Origin of the sequence: Thauera sp. GDN1, assembly GCF_029223545.1 — a bacterium.
In the GTDB taxonomy this organism is placed as follows: Bacteria; Pseudomonadota; Gammaproteobacteria; order Burkholderiales; family Rhodocyclaceae; genus Thauera.
In genome coordinates this window covers 2,819,315-2,838,858 of sequence record NZ_CP097870.1, presented here as the reverse complement: position 1 = coordinate 2,838,858, position 19,544 = coordinate 2,819,315, and the positions used below count along the sequence as shown (strand labels likewise).

Sequence of the window (19,544 nt, the reverse complement as noted above, 5' to 3'; positions counted from 1 at the left end):
TCTCCCGCGAGCGGGTTTCGTGACCTGGGTGGGGCCGGCGCTCAGCCGCCGGCCCCCACCTTCACTGCGGTCTCGAAGCGCAGGTCGTTGGTGTCGACGACCTCGGCCTTGAGTTCGCCCTCGCCGGTGGGCACGAAGTAGAAGCGGAAATTCGGGTTCTCGCTGATCGAGAAGTCCACGTCGGCGCTCAGCACCGGCTCGCCGGCGTAGCTGACCTGGATGCGGCGCACGAAATAGGCGGGCGTGTACATCCGGGTGAGCTGGTCCATGACCAGGCCGGAGTTGTTCGGGTGGCTGATCATCAGCTGCGCCAGCGCCGGCTTGCCGGGTTCGACCTCGCCCTCGACGCGGAAGCGCATCTTGCCCAGGCTCGCCATCGCCGCCTGCATGTCCTTGCCCGGCGGCGCCGAGCAGCCGCCCGAGGCCTTGACGAAGCGGGTGGCCATGTAGAGCTCGCCGGTGTTCATCTCGGCGATCGCGCGCACGTGGGTGTAGGCGTCGATGCGCACCCGGGTCTCGATGTCGGCACGCCCGCTCTTCGGCGTGAAGTGGAATACCGCGCCCAGCGGCGAGGGGTTGTTGTCGATCATCAGGTACACGCGTTCGATGAAGCGCTCCGGGCGCTGCTCGACGTGGGTGCGGATCGAGATCGGCACGATGGCGGCGTCCTGGGCGCGCTCCGGTGCTTCCAGGCTCAGGACCGCGTCGGCGGGTGTGGTGATCGCACGATCCTGGAACATCGACGTGCGCATCTGCTGCCAGGTGGCGTTGGCGTCTGGGTTGTCGGGATCGGATTTCTGCTGCGCCTGCGTCGGGCCGGCCAGGCCGAGCGTGAACAGCGCGGCGAGCAGCAGCGATGTGAGCGTGTTCATGCGTCCTCCGCGGGCCGGTAGCCCTAGTCTTCCCATTCGAGTTCGGCGTAGGCGGCGGTGAGGTTGCGGCGGTGGAAATCCGCCGTCAGCAGCCAGCCGTCGATGCCGGTGTGCGCAAGTGATTCGACCGCATCGGCGATGCTTCGTTTGTCGGCGAGCGCCGCGCGGATGCCGTCGCGCACGGCTTCCAGGTAGCGGCGCTGGGCGGCGAGGGCGCCTGGCCAGTCGGCGGTCGGGGCGCCGTGGCCGGGCACGACGCGCGTCGCCTCCACCAGCGCGAGGCGGTCCATAACCGCCAGCCAGCCCAGCAGCCGGCCGTCGATGACCGGCAGGTGGCCGATGAACAGCAGGTCGCCGGCGAACAGCGTCGCACTGGGATGGTCGAGCACCGAGAGGTCGTTGTCGGTGTGCGCGGTGGGCCAGGCCTGCAGCAGCAGGCGGCGGTCGCCGAGATCGAGCTCGGTGCTGCCCTCGACCTCGAGGTCCGGATACACGATGTCGCCCTCGGCGGTGGCGATGCCGAGATCGCGCGCCAGCGCCTCGCGGTAGAAGGGCGCGCGGGCCGCGAGCGAGGCCTTCAGCCGGGCGTGGCCGACGAAGCGCGGCCGCGGTTCGAGCGCGGCGAAGGCGGCGTTGCCGAGCGTGTGGTCCGGATGCACATGGGTGTTGATGACGTAGCACACCGGCTGCGGCGTGGCGCGGCGCACGGCGGCGAGCAGGCGCTCGCCGAGAGCGGGACTGCCGCCGGTGTCGATCACCGCGACGCAGCGCGTCCCGACCACGAAGCCGAGGCCGGCGATGTCGCCCTCGACCTCGTCGCCACGCGCACCCGGCCAGGGCGCCTGGTGGCCGGTGTGGACATGGACGCCGGGGGCGATTTCCTCGACCGGGAGCGGCTCGATCGCGGGGTTCGCGCCGCACAGACCCGCCCACGCCAGCGCGAATGCTGCGATCGGGCGGTGCAAGCTGCGGGCGAGGGGGCTCATTTCGGTTCGGTCTGGTGGGATGGGTGACGGGGCGCAAGGGAGGCGTCCGCGCCCACCGGGCGTAGCCGCAGGCGCGCCCGATTCAGCGCCGCACCGCCGTGGTGTCGATGAAGCAGCCCTGCTTGGCCTTGGCGACCGCGGTGTCGTACTTGCGCACCTCGCCGCGCCAGTGCTTGCCGCGGTAGTAGCCGCCGCGCTCGCCGCTGATCGAGTTGGCCAGCGCCGCGGTGTGCATGGTGCGGTACTGGTCGAAGCTGATCTCGGCGGCGATGGCGTCGAGGGCGCAGGAGCACTTGCTCGACATCTCGAACTCGGGGCCGGGATGGTCGCGCATGCATTCGAGCACGAAGCTCACGCGCTCGGTGGTCGGGAAGTCGTTGGCCGTGGCGGGCAGGCTCCCCAGGGCGGCGAATGTCGCGAAGGCGAGGCCGGCGAGCGGCCGGGTCCAGGTTTTCATGGTCTGTGTCTCCTTGTTCAGCGGCGCGCGAGCGCGCTCAGGTCGGGCGGCGTCGCGCCTTCAAGATACATCTCCTCGACCACCAGCGGCTCGGCGCCGGCCTCCTTGGCATTGATCCGGCTGGCGATGCCGAACACGCCGCCGGGCACCGCGTCCGACAGCCAGAACACGTACTGCTTGTCGGCGTACTGCTCGAAGCGCGCGCGGTTGGGATCGTCCGCGTAGGGGTCGATGACGACCTCGCGGGCGGTGATCGGGCGGCCGAGGTATTCGAGCGCGCGTTCCTCGACGCGGGCGCCCTGGTAGATCGCCATGCGGATGCGCTTGCGGAAGTGGTTCTGCTGACCCTTGGTGAGCCGGCTCATGTCGCGCACGTCGTGCTCGAGGAAGTACAGGATCACCGGATTGGCGCGGGCGTCCTCGACCCGGGGCAGGGCGAGCCGGCGTTCGGCGCTGAGGAAGTCGGCCTCGCCGTTGCAGCAGGCGCCGGCCGTGGTCGGGGACAGGCGCAGCGTCACGCGGTCCTCGAAGTCGGCTTCCAGCGAGCCGTGGCGGTTGAAGCGGTAGGCGAGCGTCTGCGGCGGCTGCAGGGTGCCGAGATGCTCGGTCATGAAGATGATGCGTTCGGCGTCGGAGTAGTCCTGCTTGCCGGTGTCCTGCGCGGCCGATTGCGCATGGACTGTAGACGCGAGCCCCGGCAGCAGCGTGGCCGCGAACAGGACCAGGCGGGCGGAGAGCGTGGAGCGGAGGAGCGGGCGCATGGGCTTCCTGCGGTGGGGCAGCGGGACGGACGCCGGCGGCGCACCGTCCCCTGCGTCGGACTCAGTTGCTGACGAGCTTCTGGCCGGGCTCGACCAGGGGCACGTGGTAGGCCTCGAGGATGTCGGCGATCTCGGCCTGGTGGGTGTCGAGGAAGCCCTCGAGCTGCGCCTGCCATTCCGCTTCGCCGCGGCGGATGCCCATGCCGAAGGCGAAGTCGAACTGGACGCCGGGCTCGGACTTCATCGGCACGACCTTGAGCGGCGGGTCGAACTTGTTCGCGTAGTAGCCCGCGACCGGGCCCCAGACGATGGCGACGTCGATCTTCCCGCCGACGAGGTCCTTGTCGATGATGTCGCCGACGTAGTGGTCCATGGCGACGTTGATGGTCTGGTAGGGCACGCCCTGATCGACCAGGTTGTGGCGGTCCATCCACCGCGAGGCCGGCGATTTGTCGTAGAGGCCGATGCGCAGTCTCGACAGGCGTTCGGGGCCGAGCGCGAGGAAGGCGTCGACGCTGTCGACTTCGTCCAGGCCCTTGCCCGGCGGGAAGACCATCGCGTAGGTCGAGTGATAGTAGGGCTTGGTGACCACGACCTGGTCGAAGCCGACCGGCACGCCGATGATCACGTCGCAGGGGTAGTCCTCGCCCGGCAGCTTGTAGCGCAGGGTGTTGCGGATGAAGGCGAAGCGCTGCGGATAGTTGAAGTAACTGACCGGCACGCCCAGATGCTTGCCCAGCAGTTCGGCGATGCGGTTCTCGAAACCCTCGTTCCTGTCGTTGGCGAAGGGAAGGTTGTTCGGATCCTGGCACACGCGCAGCGCATCGCGACCGTTGGCCTTGCCTTCGGCGGCGAGCACGTTGGGTGCGGTCGCCAGCAATACTGCGCCCGCGCATGCGGCAAGGCTGCGGGCGGCTAGGCGGCGGAAGCGCTGAGCCTGGGGACGGGGTTGGGGGCGAAGCTCGGTCATCGGGACTCCTTGCAAGCCATGGGCCGTCATTCGATACCGGTCACGCGCGAGCGGGTGATCGCGCCGTCCGAGCGTCCCTTCAGATACGCATACAGCTTGTCGATGTTGTCCATCACGCGCGGGTCGTTGCCGAAACTCTGCATGCCCTTCTCGAGCCGGCCGTCGCGCACGACGGTGACGAACTCCTCCTTGGTCAGGATCTTCAGGCGTTCGATCAGCGAGGGACCGACCATGCCTTCCTGGTTGGCGCCATGACACCGGTCACAGGCCGCCGCGCGCCAGGTGCGGAAACCCTGCAGGGTGTCCGGGTCGACCTTGTAGCCATCGACGACGGTGTACAGGGGTTTATCCGACTCGCCGGGCTGGGCTGCGGCCTTGGCGTCCTGGGCCTGGGTCACACCGCCGAAGCAGAGGAAGGCGAATGCGAGGGCGAACTGCCTGTGTTTCATGAGGGACTCCTCCTCCGTGCGGACGCCGTGCGCTCCGCGGTCTCGATGCGCGCCTTTCCGGCGCTGACTTGTTTTCCACGACTGTGCGATTTGATCGCCACGGCCGGCGAGGGTTCTCCGCCGCCGGCCGCGCGATCGCTCCGCCCCGGGCATCACGCCGTTGCCGCACGCCCCGGGCTGCCGGCCGCCGCCAGGGCGGCAACCGGCTCCGACGCGCTCAGCGCTTGGGCAGCGCGAAGATCGTCAGCGAACCACCGAGCTGGGTGTAGTTCTGCAGATCGCGGTAGCCGCCGACCGCGCCCAGACCGTCGGTATCCTGCTCCAGGCCCGCAGCCATGCCGATGCCGGCCCAGCCGCCGATGCCCGAGAACACGCCGAGGTACTGCTTGTCCTTGTGCGTGTAGGTGAACACGTTGCCGATGATGCCGGACGGGGTCTTGAAGCTGTACAGCTCCTTGTTGATGTCCTTGGCGTCGACGCACTTCAGGTAGCCTTCCAGCGTACCGAAGCAGGAGATGCCGCCGGCGGTGTTGAGCGCGCCGCTCCAGACCGAGAACTTCTCCGGCTTGGTCTGCACGATCTTGCCTTCACCCGCGTTCCAGGCGATGAAGTTGCCCATGCCGCCATGGCTGTTCGGCGTCGGGAACATCGACACCGTGGCGCCGACATAGGGCTGGCCGGCGACGTAGTCGACCTCGAACGGCTCGTAGTCCATGCACACGTGGTTGGTCGGCACGTAGAACAGACCGGTGTTCGGATCGAAGGACGCGGGCTGCTGGTCCTTGGTGCCGAGGGCCGCCGGGCAGATGCCCTTGACGTTCACGTCGGGACCGTGCTCGGGGTTGGTGTGCTTGGAGGTGGAGTACTTCGCCACCACCTGCGGGCGGCCGGTCTTCATGTCGACGTGCGAGGCCCAGTTCACCGTCGGGTCGTACTTCTCGGCCACCAGCAGGGCGCCGTTGGTGCGGTCCATGGTGTAGGCGAAGCCGTTGCGGTCGAAGTGCACCAGCGCCTTGGTGTCCTTGCCCTTGACCTTGATGTCGGCAAGGATCATCTCATTGACGCCGTCGAAGTCCCACTCGTCGTGCGGCGTCATCTGGTAGACCCACTTGGCGACGCCGGTGTTGAGGTCGCGGGCGAAGATCGTCATCGACCACTTGTTGTCACCCGGACGCTGCGAGGGGTTCCAGGTCGAGGGGTTGCCGGTGCCGTAGTAGACCAGGTTGAGCGCGGGGTCGTAGCTGAACCAGCCCCAGGTGGTGCCGCCGCCGATCTTCCACTGGTCGCCCTGCCAGGTCTTCAGCGACGAATCCTTGCCGACCGGCTTGAGTTCGCCGTCGGTCCACGTCATCGTCTTTTCGGGGTCCATCAGCATCTCGGCGTCGGGGCCGGTGCTGTAGCCCTTCCACGCGAGCTTGCCGGTGTTGATGTCGTAGGCGGCGAGGAAGCCGCGCACGCCCCATTCACCGCCCGAGATGCCGGTGATGACCTTGTCGCCGAACACGTGCGGTGCCTGGGTGTTCACCGCACCGAGCTTGGGATCGCCGTTGACCACGCTCCACAGCACCTTGCCGTTCTTGGCGTCGAGGGCGAGCAGCGTGCTGTCCGCCTGCTGCAGGAAGATCTTGCCTTCGGCGTAGGCCAGGCCGCGGTAGACCGTGTCGCAGCACATCTGTGCGATCACCGACGGATCCTGCTTCGGCTCGTAACGCCAGACGATCTTCTGGGTGTCGAGGTCGATCGCGAAGACCTTGTTGGGGAAGGGGGTGTGGAGGTACATCATGCCGTCGATCACGAGCGGCGAGCCCTCATGGCCGCGCAGCACGCCGGTGGAGAAGGTCCAGGCGACCTGCAGGTTGCCGACGTTGTCCTTGTTGATCTGGTCGAGCTTGCTGTAGCGCTGGTTGTAGAAGTCCCCCGCCTGCGCGGCCCAGTTGCCCGGATTGTCCATCTTGCTCTTGAGGTCTGCGTTCGCGAGCGCCAGCCCGGGCAGGGCCAGCAGTACTGCGGCCAGCAGTCGGGGGCTGCGACGGGCGGGTTTCCCTGTTTGTTTCATTGTCGTCTCCTCACTTGTCAACACTGTGGTGTTTTGCCGCGCCAACCGAGCTTCCCCGCCGCGGCACACGAGGACTACTGCTGCAGCACGCCCACCGTCGCCGGCGAGCCTCGGGTGCACTGAAACTGGCAGCTACGATGCAAAGCTTGTGCCAGGCCGCGGATGTGGGTGCGTGCAACGGGCCTGAGCGGCGCGAAGGAGTGGATCCCGCGGACGGGCGATTGCTGCGCGGCGAGGCGGGCGAGGGCGGAACCGGATCGGATGCAGGCCTGGACCTGTAACGGGCGGCCGCCGGCGCCCCCGCTCTGCGTAAATCTGGTGCAGGTGCTCAGTTTTGGGACAGCCCTTGCGCGAGCGGCGCTGCCGGCGCCGGGCACCGTGTGGCGACGGCGGCGCGGTGGCAGAATGCGGCGATGACGTCCGCACCGATCCTGCATCCAGGCGCCTCGCATGAACCTGGCACGTCCGAGTTTCAACCGGGCACGTCCGCCCGGGCTTCCTCACCCCTGCGCCTGGCGTTCGCCGCGACCTCCGCGCGCAGCCTCGTCGATTGCGCGCGTGCGAGCGGCATCATCCCGATCGCCCTCGACGTCTTCGGCGACCTCGACACCTGCCGGCTCGCCGCGGCGTGCGTGCCCATCGGCGGCAGCGCGCTGGCGCTGGATCGCGACGCCTTGCTCGGTGCACTCGCCGACCTGCGCGCGCGCGGCGACGTCGCCGGCTGGGTGGCGGGGAGCGGATTCGAGGCGCAGCTCGGGCTGCTGGCGGAGGGCGCGCAGCGGCTGCCCTTGATCGGCAACCGGCCGGAGACGGTGCGTCGTGTGCGTAGCCCGGCCGAGTTCTCCGCGCTGCTCGATGCGCAGGCCATTGCCCAGCCGGATTTCAGCATCGATCCGCCGGCCGATGCACGCGGCTGGCTGGTGAAGGACGCGCATGCCTGCGGCGGCTGGCACGTGCGTGCGGCCGAGGAGGTGGAGGCGTGCGTGCCGGGCGAGGGCAGGTATTTCCAGCGCCGGGTGGCGGGAGAGCCCTGGTCCTGCCTCTTCCTCGCCGCCGCGGACGATGCGCGCCTCATCGGCTTCTCGCGCCAGATCGTGCGCCCGCTCGGGCGACGTCCCTATGTTTACCGGGGGGGCGTGGGGCCGGTGGCCCTGCCGGCGGCGGCGCGGGAGGATCTGATCGCCGCGGCGCTGAAGCTGACCCGTGCGCTCGGCCTGCTCGGGCTCAACGGCATCGACTTCGTGCTCGACGCCGCAGGCCGGCCCTGGGTGCTGGAGCTGAATCCGCGCCCGACCGCGGCGATCCAGCTCTTCGCCGACGCCTGCGAAGGCGGACTGATGCGGGCTCATGTCGAGGCTTGTGCCGGCCGGCTGCCCCTGTCTGCCCAACTCTCGTCCCCGGTGGTGGTGCGCGGCTTCGAGACCGTGTTCGCGCGTCGGGCCGGGTGGATCGGCGAGGCGGATGCAGCCTGGCTCGCGGGGCAGACGTGGTGCTGCGACGTCCCACAGCCTGGCACGCGCCATGCGTGGGGCGATCCGCTGTGCACCGTGCGCGCGCGGGGCGATTCGGTCGAAGCCGTGCTGCGGCGCCTGGGCGAACGCCGGCGCAGCGTGTCGCTGCGCCTGCAGCCGCCAATGGAGGACAGATCCCGATGAGCATCGATTCACGGCCCGCTGCCGGGCTCGCGGCGCAGGCGCGCGCCGCCTTCCTGTGGGCGTGCGCGCTCGACGTCGCGGTACGCAAGCCGGGCAACGTCAGCCTTCATTCGGCCGGGCACGACATGCGCGCGCGCCAGTTCCTCGACAGCGCGCAGGCTTCCGCGCCGGCGCTGTTCGAGCGCGGGGCGGCGGTGGGGGTGCGCATCGAGGCCGCGGTACGGGCGACGCGCGCGGTCGCGGGCTGCAACACCAATCTCGGCATCCTGCTGCTGTGTGTGCCGCTTGCCTGCGCGGTCGAGCGCCTGGACGCCCACCAGCCGCCATCCGCCGGCCAGCTGCGGGCGGCACTCGAGGCCGTGCTGCAGGGGCTCGACATCGAGGACGCGCGCGCCGCCTACCGCGCGATCGCGACCGCCCATCCGGGCGGCCTGGGTACGGCGCCGGAGCAGGACGTTGCGGACGAGCCCGACGTCGACCTGCGTGCAGCGATGCGCCTGGCCGCCGACCGCGACCTTATCGCCCGCCAGTACGCCAATGGCCATGCGGAGGTGTTCGGGCTCGGACTCGCCGCCTTCGCCGGCCCGGACGGTGAGCCGTCGATGGCGCTCGCGCAGCGCGTGCAGCGCGTCTACCTGGCCTGGCTGGCGACCCATCCCGACTCGCACATCGTGCGCAAGCAGGGCGCGGCGGTCGCGCGCGGAGTGGCGGCCGAGGCTGCGGTCTGGCGCGAGCGTCTGGCGTGCGACCCGGGCGCCGGCGAGGGTGCCGACTTCGCCGCCTGGGACGAAGCGCTGAAGGCGCGCGGGCTCAACCCGGGAACCAGCGCCGACCTCACGGTGTGCACGCTGTTCGTCGCTGCGCTGCTCGATCCGGCGCTGATGGCGCAGGGCGTGGCGGGAATCGATGCGCTGCTCGGCGGGTCAATGGAACGAAGCTTGCTAACCCCGTAGGCGATCAGTCGCCCGCAGGCCTTGCGCCACTGCGGGCCCCAAGCCTGGAGCCTTCCCAATCACGCCATGAAAATCCATCATGCCCCCGCCGAAAGCCGTGCGCCTGCCGACACCGTCATCCGCGTCGATGCGCCGTCGCGGCTGCACCTCGGCTTCCTCGATCCCAATGCCAGCCTAGGCCGTCGCTTCGCCAGCCTGGGCCTGGTGATCGACGCCTTCCCGACCCGGCTGGAGCTTGCTCCCGCGCGGGAGACGGCGGTCGCCTCCGACGACCCGCGGCAACAGGACGCGGTGCGTCGGCTCGCCCGCCACCTCGACACCTTGCAGCGTGCGACCGGGCGCTTCCAGCCGATGCGGCTGCGCCTGCGCAGTGCGCCGCCGGCGCATTCGGGCTTCGGCTCCGGCACCCAGCTCGCGCTCGCGCTCGGGCGTGCGTTCTGTGCGGTGCATGGACTCGATCTGCCCACCCGCAGCCTGGCGGCGATGCTCGGCCGCGGTGAGCGTTCGGGGGTGGGCATCGCCGGATTTGACCAAGGTGGCCTGCTGCTCGACGGCGGCCCCGGGCCGGGCGGCACCCCGGCGCCGGTGCTGGCACGGCTGGATTTTCCTGCCGCGTGGCGGGTGCTGCTGGTGCTCGACGAGCGCATCGATGGGCTGAGCGGCGCCGCCGAGCGCGCGGCGATGGACCAGCTCGCGCCTTTCCCGCGCGAGCTGGCGGCCGACCTCTGCCATCAGGTCCTGCTCAAGGTTCTGCCGGCGGTCATCGAACAGCGCTTCGAGCCCTTCGCCGAAGGCATCAGCCGGATCCAGAGCCAGATCGGCGATTACTTCGCGCCCGCGCAGGGCGGCTCGATGTACACCAGCGCGGGGGTCGCCGCCTTCATGGGCTGGCTGCGCGCGCAGGGTCCGGCCGGGGTCGGGCAGAGTTCGTGGGGGCCGACCGGCTTCGCGATCCTGCCCTCCGAGGCCGAGGCCCGACGCCTGATCGCGCTCGCCCGGGAGCAGGGGGCGATCGATCCCGCATTGCGCGTGGTGGTGTGCGGCGGCGACAACCGCGGTGCGCGCGTCGGCGTGGGCACGCCGGCACTGGTGCGCGCCTGAGCGCGGCCCGCGAACGACAGAAACGAGACCACGGAAGCGATTTCCGCACAGGAGGAGGGCGCTCATGGAGCGAAGCTACATTCTTCACATGTTCACGCCGGGCAAGCAGATGAGCCCGTTCGACATCAACATGGCGGTCGATGCGGGCTACCAGGTCGTGGTGCCGTATTGCGGCGTGAGCCTGGGCGAGATCACCGGCCTGACCCAGGACGCGATCTTCTCGCGCGGCCCCAAGGGCGTGAAGGCCACCGGCATCTTCATCGGCGGCCGTGACGTGATGCTCGCCGCCGACATGCTGGATGCCGCACGCAAGGCCATGGTGCCGCCCTTCGAGGTGTCGGTGATCGCCGACCCCAGCGGCTCCTACACCACCGCCGCGGCGCTGGTCGCCTGTGTCGAGCAGCTGCTGCGCAGCGCGCACGGCACCGATCTGGCCGGCAAGCGGGTGCTGATCCTGGGCGGCACCGGCACCGTCGGCCGCATCGCCGGCGTGCTCGCCGCCGGGCTGGGGGCGCGCGTCGTGCTCGCAAGCCATCGCGACCAGGCCAATGCCGAGAAGGCCGCGGCCGAGACCGCGGCGCGCTTCGGCTGCGAGCTTCACGGCGCCGGCACCGGCAGCGCCGAGGCGCGCCGCGCCGCGCTCGCCGAGGCCGACGTGGTGCTGGCCACCGCTGCCGCCGGGGTACAGGTCGCGACTGCGGAGGAGGTGGCGGACGCCGCGCGCCTGCTGGTCGCCGCCGACGTCAATGCGGTGCCGCCCGAGGGTATCGCCGGCGTGGGCGTGATGGACAAGGGCAAGCCCATCGCCGGTACGCGCGCGCTCGGCATCGGCGCGCTGGCGGTGGGCAACGTCAAGTACCAGGTCGAGAACGGCCTGCTGGCGGCGATGCGGCAGGCGGACAAGCCGCTCTACCTCGGTTTCCGCGAGGCCTTCGCCAAGGCGCGCGAGCTGCTGGCGGAGAAGTCATGAGCGCGCCCGGGGCAGGAACGAACAACGCGGTGACTGGCGCCGCCCGCGGCCTCAGCGTCAACCGGCTGGCCGCGCCGCGGGTGGCCGCGCTGCTGGCTGATGCCGATGCGCTCGGCATCGCGGTGGAGCGCCTGGAGAGCGGTGTGACCGTGGTCGATGCCGGCATCGACGTGCGCGGCAGCGTGGCGGCCGGCGTGCTGATCGGCGAGATCTGCATGGGCGGGCTGGGCAATGTGCGCCTGACGACCCGCGTCGAGGAGGGCTGGCCCGACTGGCTGGAGGTGAGCAGCGCGCAGCCTGTGCTGGCCTGTCTTGCCAGCCAGTACGCCGGCTGGAGCCTGGCGGCGAGCAAGGAGGAGGCGGGCGGCAGGAAGTTCTTCTCGCTCGGCTCCGGTCCGGCGCGCGCGCTGGCCGGTCGCGAGGACCTGTTCGCCGAGCTCGGCTACCGCGACGAGGCCGAGGCCGGGGTGCTGGTGCTCGAAGTCGACCGCCGTCCGCCTCCGATCGTCATCGACAAGGTGCTGCGCGATTGCGGCCTCGCCCCCGAGCGCCTGACCCTGGTGCTGACGCCCACCACCAGCCTTGCCGGCACCACCCAGGTGGTGGCGCGGGTGCTGGAGGTGGCGATGCACAAGGCGCACGAGCTCGGCTTCGCGCTCGCCGACATCGTCGATGGCCATGCCGCAGCCGCCCTCCCGGCCCCCAGTCCCGATGGCGGGGTGGCGATGGGGCGGACCAACGACGCCATCCTCTACGGCGGTCGGGTGCACTTGAAGGTGCGCGGCAGCGACGAGGCCGCGCGCGCGCTCGCCCAGCGCCTGCCTTCATCCAATTCGCGCGACTACGGGCGTTCGTTCGCGGACATCTTCCGCGACTACGAGTACGACTTCTACAAGATCGACCCGGCGCTGTTCGCGCCCGCCGAGGTGTGGGTCAGCAACCTCGACAGCGGCCGCAGCTGGCACGCCGGCGGGCTCGACATGGGCCTGCTGCGGCGCCTCTGGCTGGAGGCCTGAGCCGATGCAGGACACCGACCAGCGCGGGCCAGGGGCCGGGCAGTCCGGTGGCGCTGCGGTAGCGCCTGCTCAGCGTGGCGAGCGGATCGAGGGCGAGCCTGGCGAGGGAGCCTCCGTCGCGCGCGTCGCCATCTTCACCGACGAAACCGGCTGGCACACCCGGCGCGTGCGCCAGGCGCTGGCGCGGCGCGGCTTCGAGGGGCGCTGCGTCGACCTGGCGGACTGCCGCTTCGATACCGTCGCATCGTCTCATGGGCTGGTGATCCCGGGCTTCGGTCGCAGCCTGCCGCGCGCCGGGCTGGTGCGCGGCATCGCCGGCGGCAGCCTGGAGCAGATCACCAAGCGCCTCGGCATCCTGCATGCGCTGCGCGAGCTCGGCGTGCCGGTGTACAACGACGCCCGCGCGATCGAGCGCAGCGTCGACAAGGCCATGACCAGCTTCCTGCTCCACCGCGCCGGCGTGCCCACGCCGCCGACCTGGGCGCTGGAGGACGAGTCCCAGGCGCGGCGCATCCTGGTGCGGGAAGCCGCCGCCGGCCACAGCCTGGTGCTGAAGCCGATGTTCGGCTCGCAGGGCAAGGGACTGCAGCGAGTGGGGGCGGTCGATGGCGGTTTCGTGCCGCTGCCGCCCTTGTCGACGGTGAGCGGGCTCGCCTACCTGCAACGCTTCGTGCCGCAGCCGGAGTCGGCCACGGCGCCCGGTTTCGACTGGCGGGTGCTGGTGGTCGGCGGGCGCGCATGCGCGGCGATGAAGCGCGTCAGCGCGCACTGGATCCGCAACGTGGCGCGCGGCGCGCGCTGCGTGCCCTGCGTGCTCGACCCCGGCCTGGCTGCGCTCGCCGAGGCCGCGGCCGAGGCGCTGGGCATGGACTACGCCGGTGTGGACCTGCTGCCGGACGCATCGAATCCGTATGGCGCACAGGTCATCGAGGTCAATGGCGTGGCGGCCTGGCGCGGGCTGCAGCGCGTTACCGGCTTCGACATCGCCCAGGTCCTGGTCGACGATCTGCTCGCGCGCCGGCTGAGCGTGGCGGCCGGCGGGACGCTGGCACAGGTGTGTCATTTTTGATCAGGTGTATCGGCTTTTGGCATCGGCCTGAACATTCCCGATGCCCCGGTCGGCGCCTGTTCACGCAGTTTGCGGGTGCCGGCGCTGCGGGGCGGCCGGCTGGTGCGGGCGGTGCGGGGTTTTCCCCTCAGGGTCGGTGGGTTCGGCAAAAGCTGGCACGGTTCCTGTATCAGTGAGCGCGACGCCGGGGTTCTGCACCCGCCCTCCGGCTTCTGGCCTGCTTCCGGGCGGCCACACCACCACATCGAACGGAGAAACAAGAATGGCAAAGATCGATCGCATGCTCGTAGGGGAATCCCTGGTCGGAGACGGCAATGAAGTCGCGCACATCGACCTCATTCTCGGCCCGCGGGGCAGTGCTGCCGAAACGGCTTTCGCTACCGCGCTGACGAACAACAAGGACGGCTTCACGTCCCTGCTCGCGGTCGTCGCGCCCAACCTGCTGTGCAAGCCGGCCACGGTGATGTTCAACAAGGTCACGATCAAGGGCGCCAAGCAGGCGGTGCAGATGTTCGGCCCGGCGCAGCGCGCGGTCGCGATGGCGGTCGCCGACAGCGTCGAGGACGGCACCATCCCGGCCGACGAGGCCGACAACATCTTCATCTGCGTCGGCGTGTTCATCCACTGGCTGGCCGAGGATGACAAGAAGATCCAGGACTACAACTACCAGGCCACCCGCGAGGCCATCAAGCGCGCGGTCACCGGCGAGCCCACCGCGGCCGAGGTGGTGTCCAAGAAGGCGACGGCTGCACACCCCTTCGCCGCCAACTGATTTCCTGCGCGTGACACAAAAAGGCCGAAGCGTCTGCTTCGGCCTTTTTGTTCGTGCGCGCCCGGCGACGAGGCGGACGCCGGATCAGGCGCGACGCGCCGGCTCAGCGCCGCTCGCCCGGCACCATGCCGGCGCCGAGCAGGCTCAGCACCTCGGCGCTGTGGCGCGTGCCGGTCGGCGGGGCAGGGCGCCGCCGGCGCTCGATCATCACGCCGACACCGTCGACATCGGCGAACTTGCCTGGCTTGGTGACCCGCACCCGCACCCAGTGCGCGCCGAAGCGCTCGAGCAGCAGCGCGGCGACGCCCTCGGCAAAGGCTTCCAGCAGGCGGTAGGAGTGTCCTGCCAGCATCTCGTGCAGGGCGGTACGCACCACGCTGTAGTCGATGGTGTCGCCGATGTGGTCGGTGTCGCAGGCGCGGCTGCGCGGCAGGCCGGCGGCGAGGTCGATGCGCAGCGGCTGGGTGTCGTGCAGCTCGTCGTGATGGATGCCGATCACCGTCTCGCCGACGAAGCCGTCGATGAAGATGATGTCCAGCCCCTGCCCGTCGGGTTCGTGGGCGGGCAGCGCGGCGATGCCGCTCGAGATCGGATCGGGACGGGGCGCGGGAAAGGGAATCAAGATCGGTTCTCCAGGTTCGGGGAGTGCGTGCGGGACTGCGCTTTGGCCGTCGTGTGGCCGTGCATGCCCGCGTTCAAGCGAGAAACGGGCCAACGGCCGATGGCGGGGCGCGCTTGTAATCGAACGCACAGTTGGGCATGTTAGTTGCTCTTCGATAAAACACCACATGCAGGCGGCAGACAGCCGCTCGGATCAACCAGGCAGATCGATGTCGCACAACGAAGCAAGGGACGTGCACGGTGCCTCCATCCCCGCGCATCACGACGAGGGGCGGCGCGCCTTCGAGGAGGATGCGGTGTTTCCGACCGGTGGCACGGCCGGCGACATGAGCCGGCGCAGCCGCTTCGCGTGGGCGCTGACCGGCTCGGGGCACTACCTCGTCGAGTGCATCGAGCTGGCCTTGCGCCTGCCCGCGATCGACCTCTTCCTGTCCGCCGCGGCCGAGGAGGTGCTGCCGCTCTACGACTACCGCATCGCCGCGCTGCGCGAGCGCTGCCGCGTGTTCCGCGACAAGACGGCGAGCTCGGTGCCGGTGGGCATGCTGTACGACGACGTCTACCACACGGTCATCGTCGCCCCGGCGACCAGCAACACGGTGGCCAAGTGCGCCTTCGGCATCTCCGACACCTTGCCGACCAACATCTTCGCCCAGGCCGGCAAGCTGGAGATTCCCGGCATCGTGCTCGCCTGCGACATGAAGCCGGTGGTCGTCACCCGGAGCCCGCGCGAGTGGGTGGAACTCAAGCCGCGCAACATCGAGCTCGAGAACGTCGAGCGCCTGCGCCGCATCGATTTCTGCGAGGTCGTCGAATCGCCGGAAGAACTCGAGGCGCTGCTGCAGCGCCGTCTGGACCAGCTTGGGCTGACATGGAACGCATCCTCTTCCTGACCGGCCGCCTGGCGCAGCACAACCTCGAGAAGGTGCTCGCCGGCATGGAGCCGCCGCCCTTCCACTGGACGGTGCGGGAGCTCGGTCTGCAGGTGGCCGGGCTGATGACGGCGGACATGATCCACCGCCGGCTCGAGCCGGCGGACGTGCACGGCTTCGACCGCGTGATGGTGCCGGGGCGCTGCCGGGGCGACCTCGAAGCCTTGAGCGCCCGTTACGGCGTGCCGGTCGAGCGCGGCCCGGAGGAACTGAAGGACCTGCCGCGCCACTTCAACCGTGCGGCCAGGGCGGTGGACCTGTCGCGCTACGAGACGCGCATCTTCTCCGAGATCGTCGATGCGCCGCGCATGGACGTCGCCGCCGTGGTCGCGCGTGCCCGCGAGCTGCGCGCCTGCGGCGCCGACGTGATCGACATCGGCTGCCTGCCGGCGACGCCCTTCCCGCACCTGGAAGACTGCGTCGGCGCGCTCAAGGCCGAGGGCCTGATGGTGTCTGTGGATTCGCTCGACCCGGAGGAACTGCTGCGCGGCGGGCGCGCCGGCGCCGACTACCTGCTCAGCCTGACCGCCGACACCCTGTGGATCGCCGACGAGGTCGCCGCCACCCCGGTGCTGATCCCGCGCGAACCGGCGGACGAGGCCTCGCTCGACGAAGCGATCCTGCACATGCAGCGCCTGGGCCGGCCCTTCCTCGCCGACGCCATCCTCGACCCCATCCCCTTCGGGCTGCTCGCCTCGCTGTGCCGCTACCAGCGCCTGCGCGAACGCCACCCCGAGGTGGCGATCATGATGGGCGTGGGCAACGTCACCGAGCTCACCGAGGCCGACACCAGCGGCATCAACGCCGTGCTGTTCGGCATCGCCGCCGAGCTGCGCGCCGCCGCGGTGCTCACCACCGAGGTCAGCGGCCACGCGCGGCGCGCGGTGCGCGAGGCCGACGTCGCCCGCCGCGTCATGTTCGCCGCGCGCGAATCGGCCACCCTGCCCAAGGGCCTGAGCGACGAGCTGATGACTGTGCACGACAAGCAGCCCTTCCCGGACACGCCCGCCGAGATCGCCGAGATCGCCGCCGCGGTGCGCGACCCCAACTTCCGCGTGCAGATCTCGCCCCAGGGCCTGCACGTCTACAACCGCGACGGCCACCACGTCGGCGCCGACCCCTTCGCGCTGTGGCCGCGCCTCGGGCTGGAGCAGGACGGCGGCCACGCCTTCTACATGGGCGTCGAGCTCGCCCGCGCCGAGATCGCCTGGTCGCTCGGCAAGCGCTATGCGCAGGACCAGCCGCTGGCCTGGGGCTGCGCCACCGAGCGCGCGGCGCAGGACATGCTCGTGTATTGCGCCCCCGGCGCCACCAAGAAGAAGCGGCCGCCCGCCGAGCGGCCCGAACCCGTCCCGCAGAGGTCCGCAGAATGATCTTCGAAACCGTCGTCAGCACCCTGTCGCCCGCCGGCGAGCTGCATCTCGCGCCGATGGGCGTGCGCTACGAAGGCGAGGACGAGGACGCCCGCGTCGTCCTGATGCCCTTCAAGCCCTCGAAGACGCTCGACAACATCCTCGCCACCCGCTGCGCGGTGCTCAACCTGACCGACGACGTGCGCGTGTTCGCCGGCTGCGTCACCGGCCGCCGCGAGTGGCCGACGCTGGCGCTCGAGGGCTTCAATGGCCGCCGCCTGCAGGATGCGCTCGCCCACGTCGAGCTCACCCTGACCGGCGACCAGGACGACGCCTTGCGCCCGACCCTGCACATGCGCCGCGGCCGCGAGGGCGTGCATCGCGCCTTTCCCGGCTTCAACCGCGCGCAGGCCGCGGTGATCGAAGGCGCGGTGCTGGTGAGCCGCCTCGGCATGTTACCGCGCGACAAGGTCGAGACCGAGATGGACTACCTGCAGATCGCCATCGACAAGACCGCCGGCGCGCGCGAGCTCGAGGCCTGGGACTGGCTGTACGCGGCGAAGGAGGACTTCTACGCCCGCGCGCCGGAGCTGCGCTGACATGCGCATGCTGGTGAGCGTGCGCGATGTCGCCGAGGCGCGCGAGGCGCTGCGCGCCGGGGTGGATTTCATCGACCTCAAGGAGCCGTCTGCGGGCGCCCTCGGCGGGCTGGCGCTGCCGGTGATCCGCGCGGTGGTGGCGGCGCTGCGGGCGGACGGAGGCGAGCCGGAGCACGCGCGTGGGGAGGGCGAACGAGCCGTACCCGGCGGCTTCGAAGAGCCTGCCGACGCGGCCGTTCGCCTGGCGATGCGGGGCGGCGCCCGGCCGGGGGCGCCGATGATCAGCGCCACGATCGGCGACCTGCCGCCCGAGGCGCTCGACGCCATCCTCGCGCAGGCGAGGGCGGTCGGCGCCTGCGGCGTCGACCTGGTCAAGGTCGGCGTGCCGGGGCGCGGCGCGGCGGCGTGCGCGGTGCTGGAGGCGCTCGCGGCCTTGCCGCTCGCGATCGTGCCGGTGCTGATCGCCGACGACGGGCTGGACCGGGCCGTGATCGACGCCGCCTGCGCGCCGAATTTCGCCGCGGTCATGGCCGATACCCAGGCCAAGCGCGCGGGCAGCCTGCTCGAGCTGCTTGGCGCGGACGAACTGACCGCCTTCATCGACCGCGCCCATGCGGCTGGACGCATGGTGGGCCTGGCGGGGGCGTTGCGCCTCGCCGACCTGCCGCAGCTGGCGAGTCTGGCGCCGGATTTCGCCGGCTTCCGCAGCGCGGTGTGCGACGGCAGCCGCGAGGGCCGGCTCGATCCGCTGCGCCTGGCGGCGCTGCGCGCGGCGATCGGGACGGCGTCGCGCCGTGCGCAGGCGCCGACCCGGACGACGGCGGAAATGCTCGCCGTGTGAGTCTGCGATGGCCGCGCGCCGCAGCCCCCGCTCATCGCTGGCGCGCGCGGGCCGCGCGCTCGCCCTGCTGTGCGCGCTGGGCTTCGCGGCCGGCGCCACGGCCAACATCTTCGTCGCCGACCGCCGCGAATACCGCCTCGCCGACCAGCCGCTGCTGCGTTCGGTCGGCGTGCTGCTCAATGGCCGCCGCCAGGTCGGCACCGCCTTCCTGGTCGGCGAATGCCATGTGATGACCGCCTTCCACTCCGCCTTCTTCCGCGATGCGCAGGCCATCGCCGGCAGGGAGCTCGCCGGCGGGCCGCGCACCGGACGGGCGCTGAGCTTCCACATCGGCCCCGACCCGGCCCGGCCCGGGCTGTTCCGCAGCCGCAGCACCGCACGCGTGGTCGACTACGGCAACTACCATCCGGCGGCACCGCGGGGCATGACCGGCGACTGGGCCATCCTCGAACTGGAGGACTGCCTCGGCCGCGAATACGGCTACCTGTCGCATTTGCGTCCGGGCAGCGGCGACTATCTGCCGCGCGCGCCGCTGATGACGATCGGATTCCCGTATTCGGGCTGGACGCGTCCCGGCGTGGCGGTGGAGGAGGGCTGCCGCGCGCGTGAAAGCGGTCCGGTGACGGGCCTGGTCGCGGTCGATTGCGCCTTCGAGGCCGGCATGTCGGGCGGCCCGGTGCTGGAGCGCCAGCCCGACGGCGAATGGCGGGTGGTGGGGATCATGCAGCTGCGGGTGTCACCGGTCGCGGGCGTGCTGCCGGCCTACGCCCATCGCCATCGCAACCAGATGGTGCATGCGGTGGCCTTCTTCCGTTCGCTCGAACGTGTGCTGGCGTTCGAGCGGGCGGGCATCGAGCTCGTGCTGGCGGACGCGGCCGGTCCGGTTCGCCTCGGCTTCGCCCAGGTGGATGGCTGGCGGCCGCTGATCGTCGGCGAGGGCGCCGCGCGCCGCGGCCTCGTCTTCGACGGCCGCCGCGGTCCCGACCCGCGCGGTGCGCCGGTGCCGCCGAGCGTGGAGAGCGAGGAGATCATGAGGATCGAGACCCTGGTCGGGCCGCTGCGCGATGCCGCCAGCGCCGGCGCCGGCAGCCCGCGTTGAGGATCGGACTGCCTCG

At 70.7% G+C, this 19,544-nt stretch carries 20 protein-coding genes; 12 read left to right on the top strand and 8 right to left on the bottom strand.

All coding sequences use genetic code 11. The features are described 5' to 3' along the window. Nucleotides 1-41 precede the first annotated feature (41 nt). From CKCBHOJB_RS13020 to CKCBHOJB_RS12990, 7 genes are all read right to left on the bottom strand, one after another. On the bottom strand, nt 42-872 hold the full coding sequence (locus CKCBHOJB_RS13020) for a quinoprotein dehydrogenase-associated SoxYZ-like carrier (protein WP_281049099.1): 831 nt from the start codon (nt 870-872) through the stop codon (nt 42-44). A gap of 23 nt (nt 873-895) precedes the next feature. Next, complete coding sequence (locus CKCBHOJB_RS13015) at nt 896-1,858, bottom strand: quinoprotein relay system zinc metallohydrolase 2 (RefSeq protein WP_281049098.1); 963 nt, start codon at nt 1,856-1,858, stop codon at nt 896-898. A gap of 82 nt (nt 1,859-1,940) precedes the next feature. Next, the gene (locus CKCBHOJB_RS13010) at nt 1,941-2,315 is read right to left on the bottom strand and encodes a hypothetical protein (protein WP_281049097.1); all 375 of its coding nucleotides are present in this window, start codon (nt 2,313-2,315) and stop codon (nt 1,941-1,943) included. A gap of 17 nt (nt 2,316-2,332) precedes the next feature. Then, a complete protein-coding gene (locus CKCBHOJB_RS13005) occupies nt 2,333-3,076 on the bottom strand; it encodes a hypothetical protein (protein WP_281049096.1) in 744 nt (247 codons plus the stop codon). A 61-nt stretch (nt 3,077-3,137) separates the two neighbouring features. Next, entirely contained in the window at nt 3,138-4,046 is a 909-nt protein-coding gene (locus CKCBHOJB_RS13000) for a quinoprotein dehydrogenase-associated putative ABC transporter substrate-binding protein (protein ID WP_281049095.1), read from the bottom strand. A gap of 26 nt (nt 4,047-4,072) precedes the next feature. Then, nucleotides 4,073-4,495, bottom strand: coding sequence for a cytochrome c (locus CKCBHOJB_RS12995; RefSeq protein ID WP_281049094.1), 423 nt, complete (start codon nt 4,493-4,495; stop codon nt 4,073-4,075). Nucleotides 4,496-4,712: 217 nt separating this feature from the next. Further along, nucleotides 4,713-6,551 (bottom strand): methanol/ethanol family PQQ-dependent dehydrogenase, encoded by a 1,839-nt coding sequence (locus CKCBHOJB_RS12990; protein WP_281049093.1) that lies wholly within the window; start codon nt 6,549-6,551, stop codon nt 4,713-4,715. Nucleotides 6,552-6,964: 413 nt separating this feature from the next. On the opposite strand from CKCBHOJB_RS12990, the gene CKCBHOJB_RS12985 reads away from it, so the two are divergent. The 7 genes from CKCBHOJB_RS12985 to fae all read left to right on the top strand — a co-directional run bounded on the left by CKCBHOJB_RS12985 (nt 6,965) and on the right by fae (nt 14,087). After that, entirely contained in the window at nt 6,965-8,206 is a 1,242-nt protein-coding gene (locus CKCBHOJB_RS12985) for an ATP-grasp domain-containing protein (protein WP_281049092.1), read from the top strand. Next, complete coding sequence (locus tag CKCBHOJB_RS12980; protein ID WP_281049091.1) at nt 8,203-9,159, top strand: triphosphoribosyl-dephospho-CoA synthase; 957 nt, start codon at nt 8,203-8,205, stop codon at nt 9,157-9,159. The genes CKCBHOJB_RS12985 and CKCBHOJB_RS12980 overlap by 4 nt, the downstream gene beginning before the upstream one ends. A gap of 66 nt (nt 9,160-9,225) precedes the next feature. Then, nucleotides 9,226-10,260 (top strand): beta-ribofuranosylaminobenzene 5'-phosphate synthase family protein, encoded by a 1,035-nt coding sequence (locus CKCBHOJB_RS12975; RefSeq protein ID WP_281049090.1) that lies wholly within the window; start codon nt 9,226-9,228, stop codon nt 10,258-10,260. Nucleotides 10,261-10,324: 64 nt separating this feature from the next. Beyond that, complete coding sequence (locus tag CKCBHOJB_RS12970) at nt 10,325-11,230, top strand: NAD(P)-dependent methylenetetrahydromethanopterin dehydrogenase (RefSeq protein ID WP_281049089.1); 906 nt, start codon at nt 10,325-10,327, stop codon at nt 11,228-11,230. Further along, nucleotides 11,227-12,246: a methenyltetrahydromethanopterin cyclohydrolase gene (mch, locus tag CKCBHOJB_RS12965; RefSeq protein WP_281049088.1), complete on the top strand. Its 1,020-nt coding sequence runs from the start codon at nt 11,227-11,229 to the stop codon at nt 12,244-12,246. The genes CKCBHOJB_RS12970 and mch overlap by 4 nt, the downstream gene beginning before the upstream one ends. Nucleotides 12,247-12,250: 4 nt before the next feature. Continuing rightward, nucleotides 12,251-13,315, top strand: coding sequence for a RimK family alpha-L-glutamate ligase (locus CKCBHOJB_RS12960; protein WP_281049087.1), 1,065 nt, complete (start codon nt 12,251-12,253; stop codon nt 13,313-13,315). A gap of 262 nt (nt 13,316-13,577) precedes the next feature. Then, nucleotides 13,578-14,087, top strand: coding sequence for a formaldehyde-activating enzyme (fae, locus tag CKCBHOJB_RS12955; protein WP_281049086.1), 510 nt, complete (start codon nt 13,578-13,580; stop codon nt 14,085-14,087). A gap of 103 nt (nt 14,088-14,190) precedes the next feature. Here the strand turns inward: fae and CKCBHOJB_RS12950 are convergent, their stop codons facing one another. Beyond that, complete coding sequence (locus CKCBHOJB_RS12950; protein WP_281049085.1) at nt 14,191-14,709, bottom strand: dihydroneopterin aldolase; 519 nt, start codon at nt 14,707-14,709, stop codon at nt 14,191-14,193. A gap of 208 nt (nt 14,710-14,917) precedes the next feature. Here CKCBHOJB_RS12950 and CKCBHOJB_RS12945 point away from each other — a divergent pair, with 208 nt between their 5' ends. Genes CKCBHOJB_RS12945 through CKCBHOJB_RS12925 form a run of 5 tightly spaced genes read left to right on the top strand, consistent with a single transcriptional unit; the run spans nt 14,918 to nt 19,528 of the window. Then, nucleotides 14,918-15,598, top strand: a complete 681-nt coding sequence (locus tag CKCBHOJB_RS12945; protein WP_281049084.1) for a flavoprotein — start codon at nt 14,918-14,920, stop codon at nt 15,596-15,598. Beyond that, the gene (locus CKCBHOJB_RS12940) at nt 15,577-17,010 is read left to right on the top strand and encodes a DUF6513 domain-containing protein (RefSeq protein ID WP_281049083.1); all 1,434 of its coding nucleotides are present in this window, start codon (nt 15,577-15,579) and stop codon (nt 17,008-17,010) included. Before CKCBHOJB_RS12945 ends, CKCBHOJB_RS12940 begins: the two co-directional genes overlap by 22 nt. Beyond that, nucleotides 17,007-17,588: a DUF447 domain-containing protein gene (locus CKCBHOJB_RS12935; RefSeq protein ID WP_281049082.1), complete on the top strand. Its 582-nt coding sequence runs from the start codon at nt 17,007-17,009 to the stop codon at nt 17,586-17,588. The genes CKCBHOJB_RS12940 and CKCBHOJB_RS12935 overlap by 4 nt, the downstream gene beginning before the upstream one ends. A 1-nt stretch (nt 17,589) precedes the next feature. Beyond that, the gene (locus CKCBHOJB_RS12930) at nt 17,590-18,429 is read left to right on the top strand and encodes a (5-formylfuran-3-yl)methyl phosphate synthase (protein ID WP_281049081.1); all 840 of its coding nucleotides are present in this window, start codon (nt 17,590-17,592) and stop codon (nt 18,427-18,429) included. 7 nt (nt 18,430-18,436) lie between these two features. After that, nucleotides 18,437-19,528, top strand: coding sequence for a trypsin-like peptidase domain-containing protein (locus CKCBHOJB_RS12925; RefSeq protein WP_281049080.1), 1,092 nt, complete (start codon nt 18,437-18,439; stop codon nt 19,526-19,528). Nucleotides 19,529-19,544 lie beyond the last annotated feature (16 nt).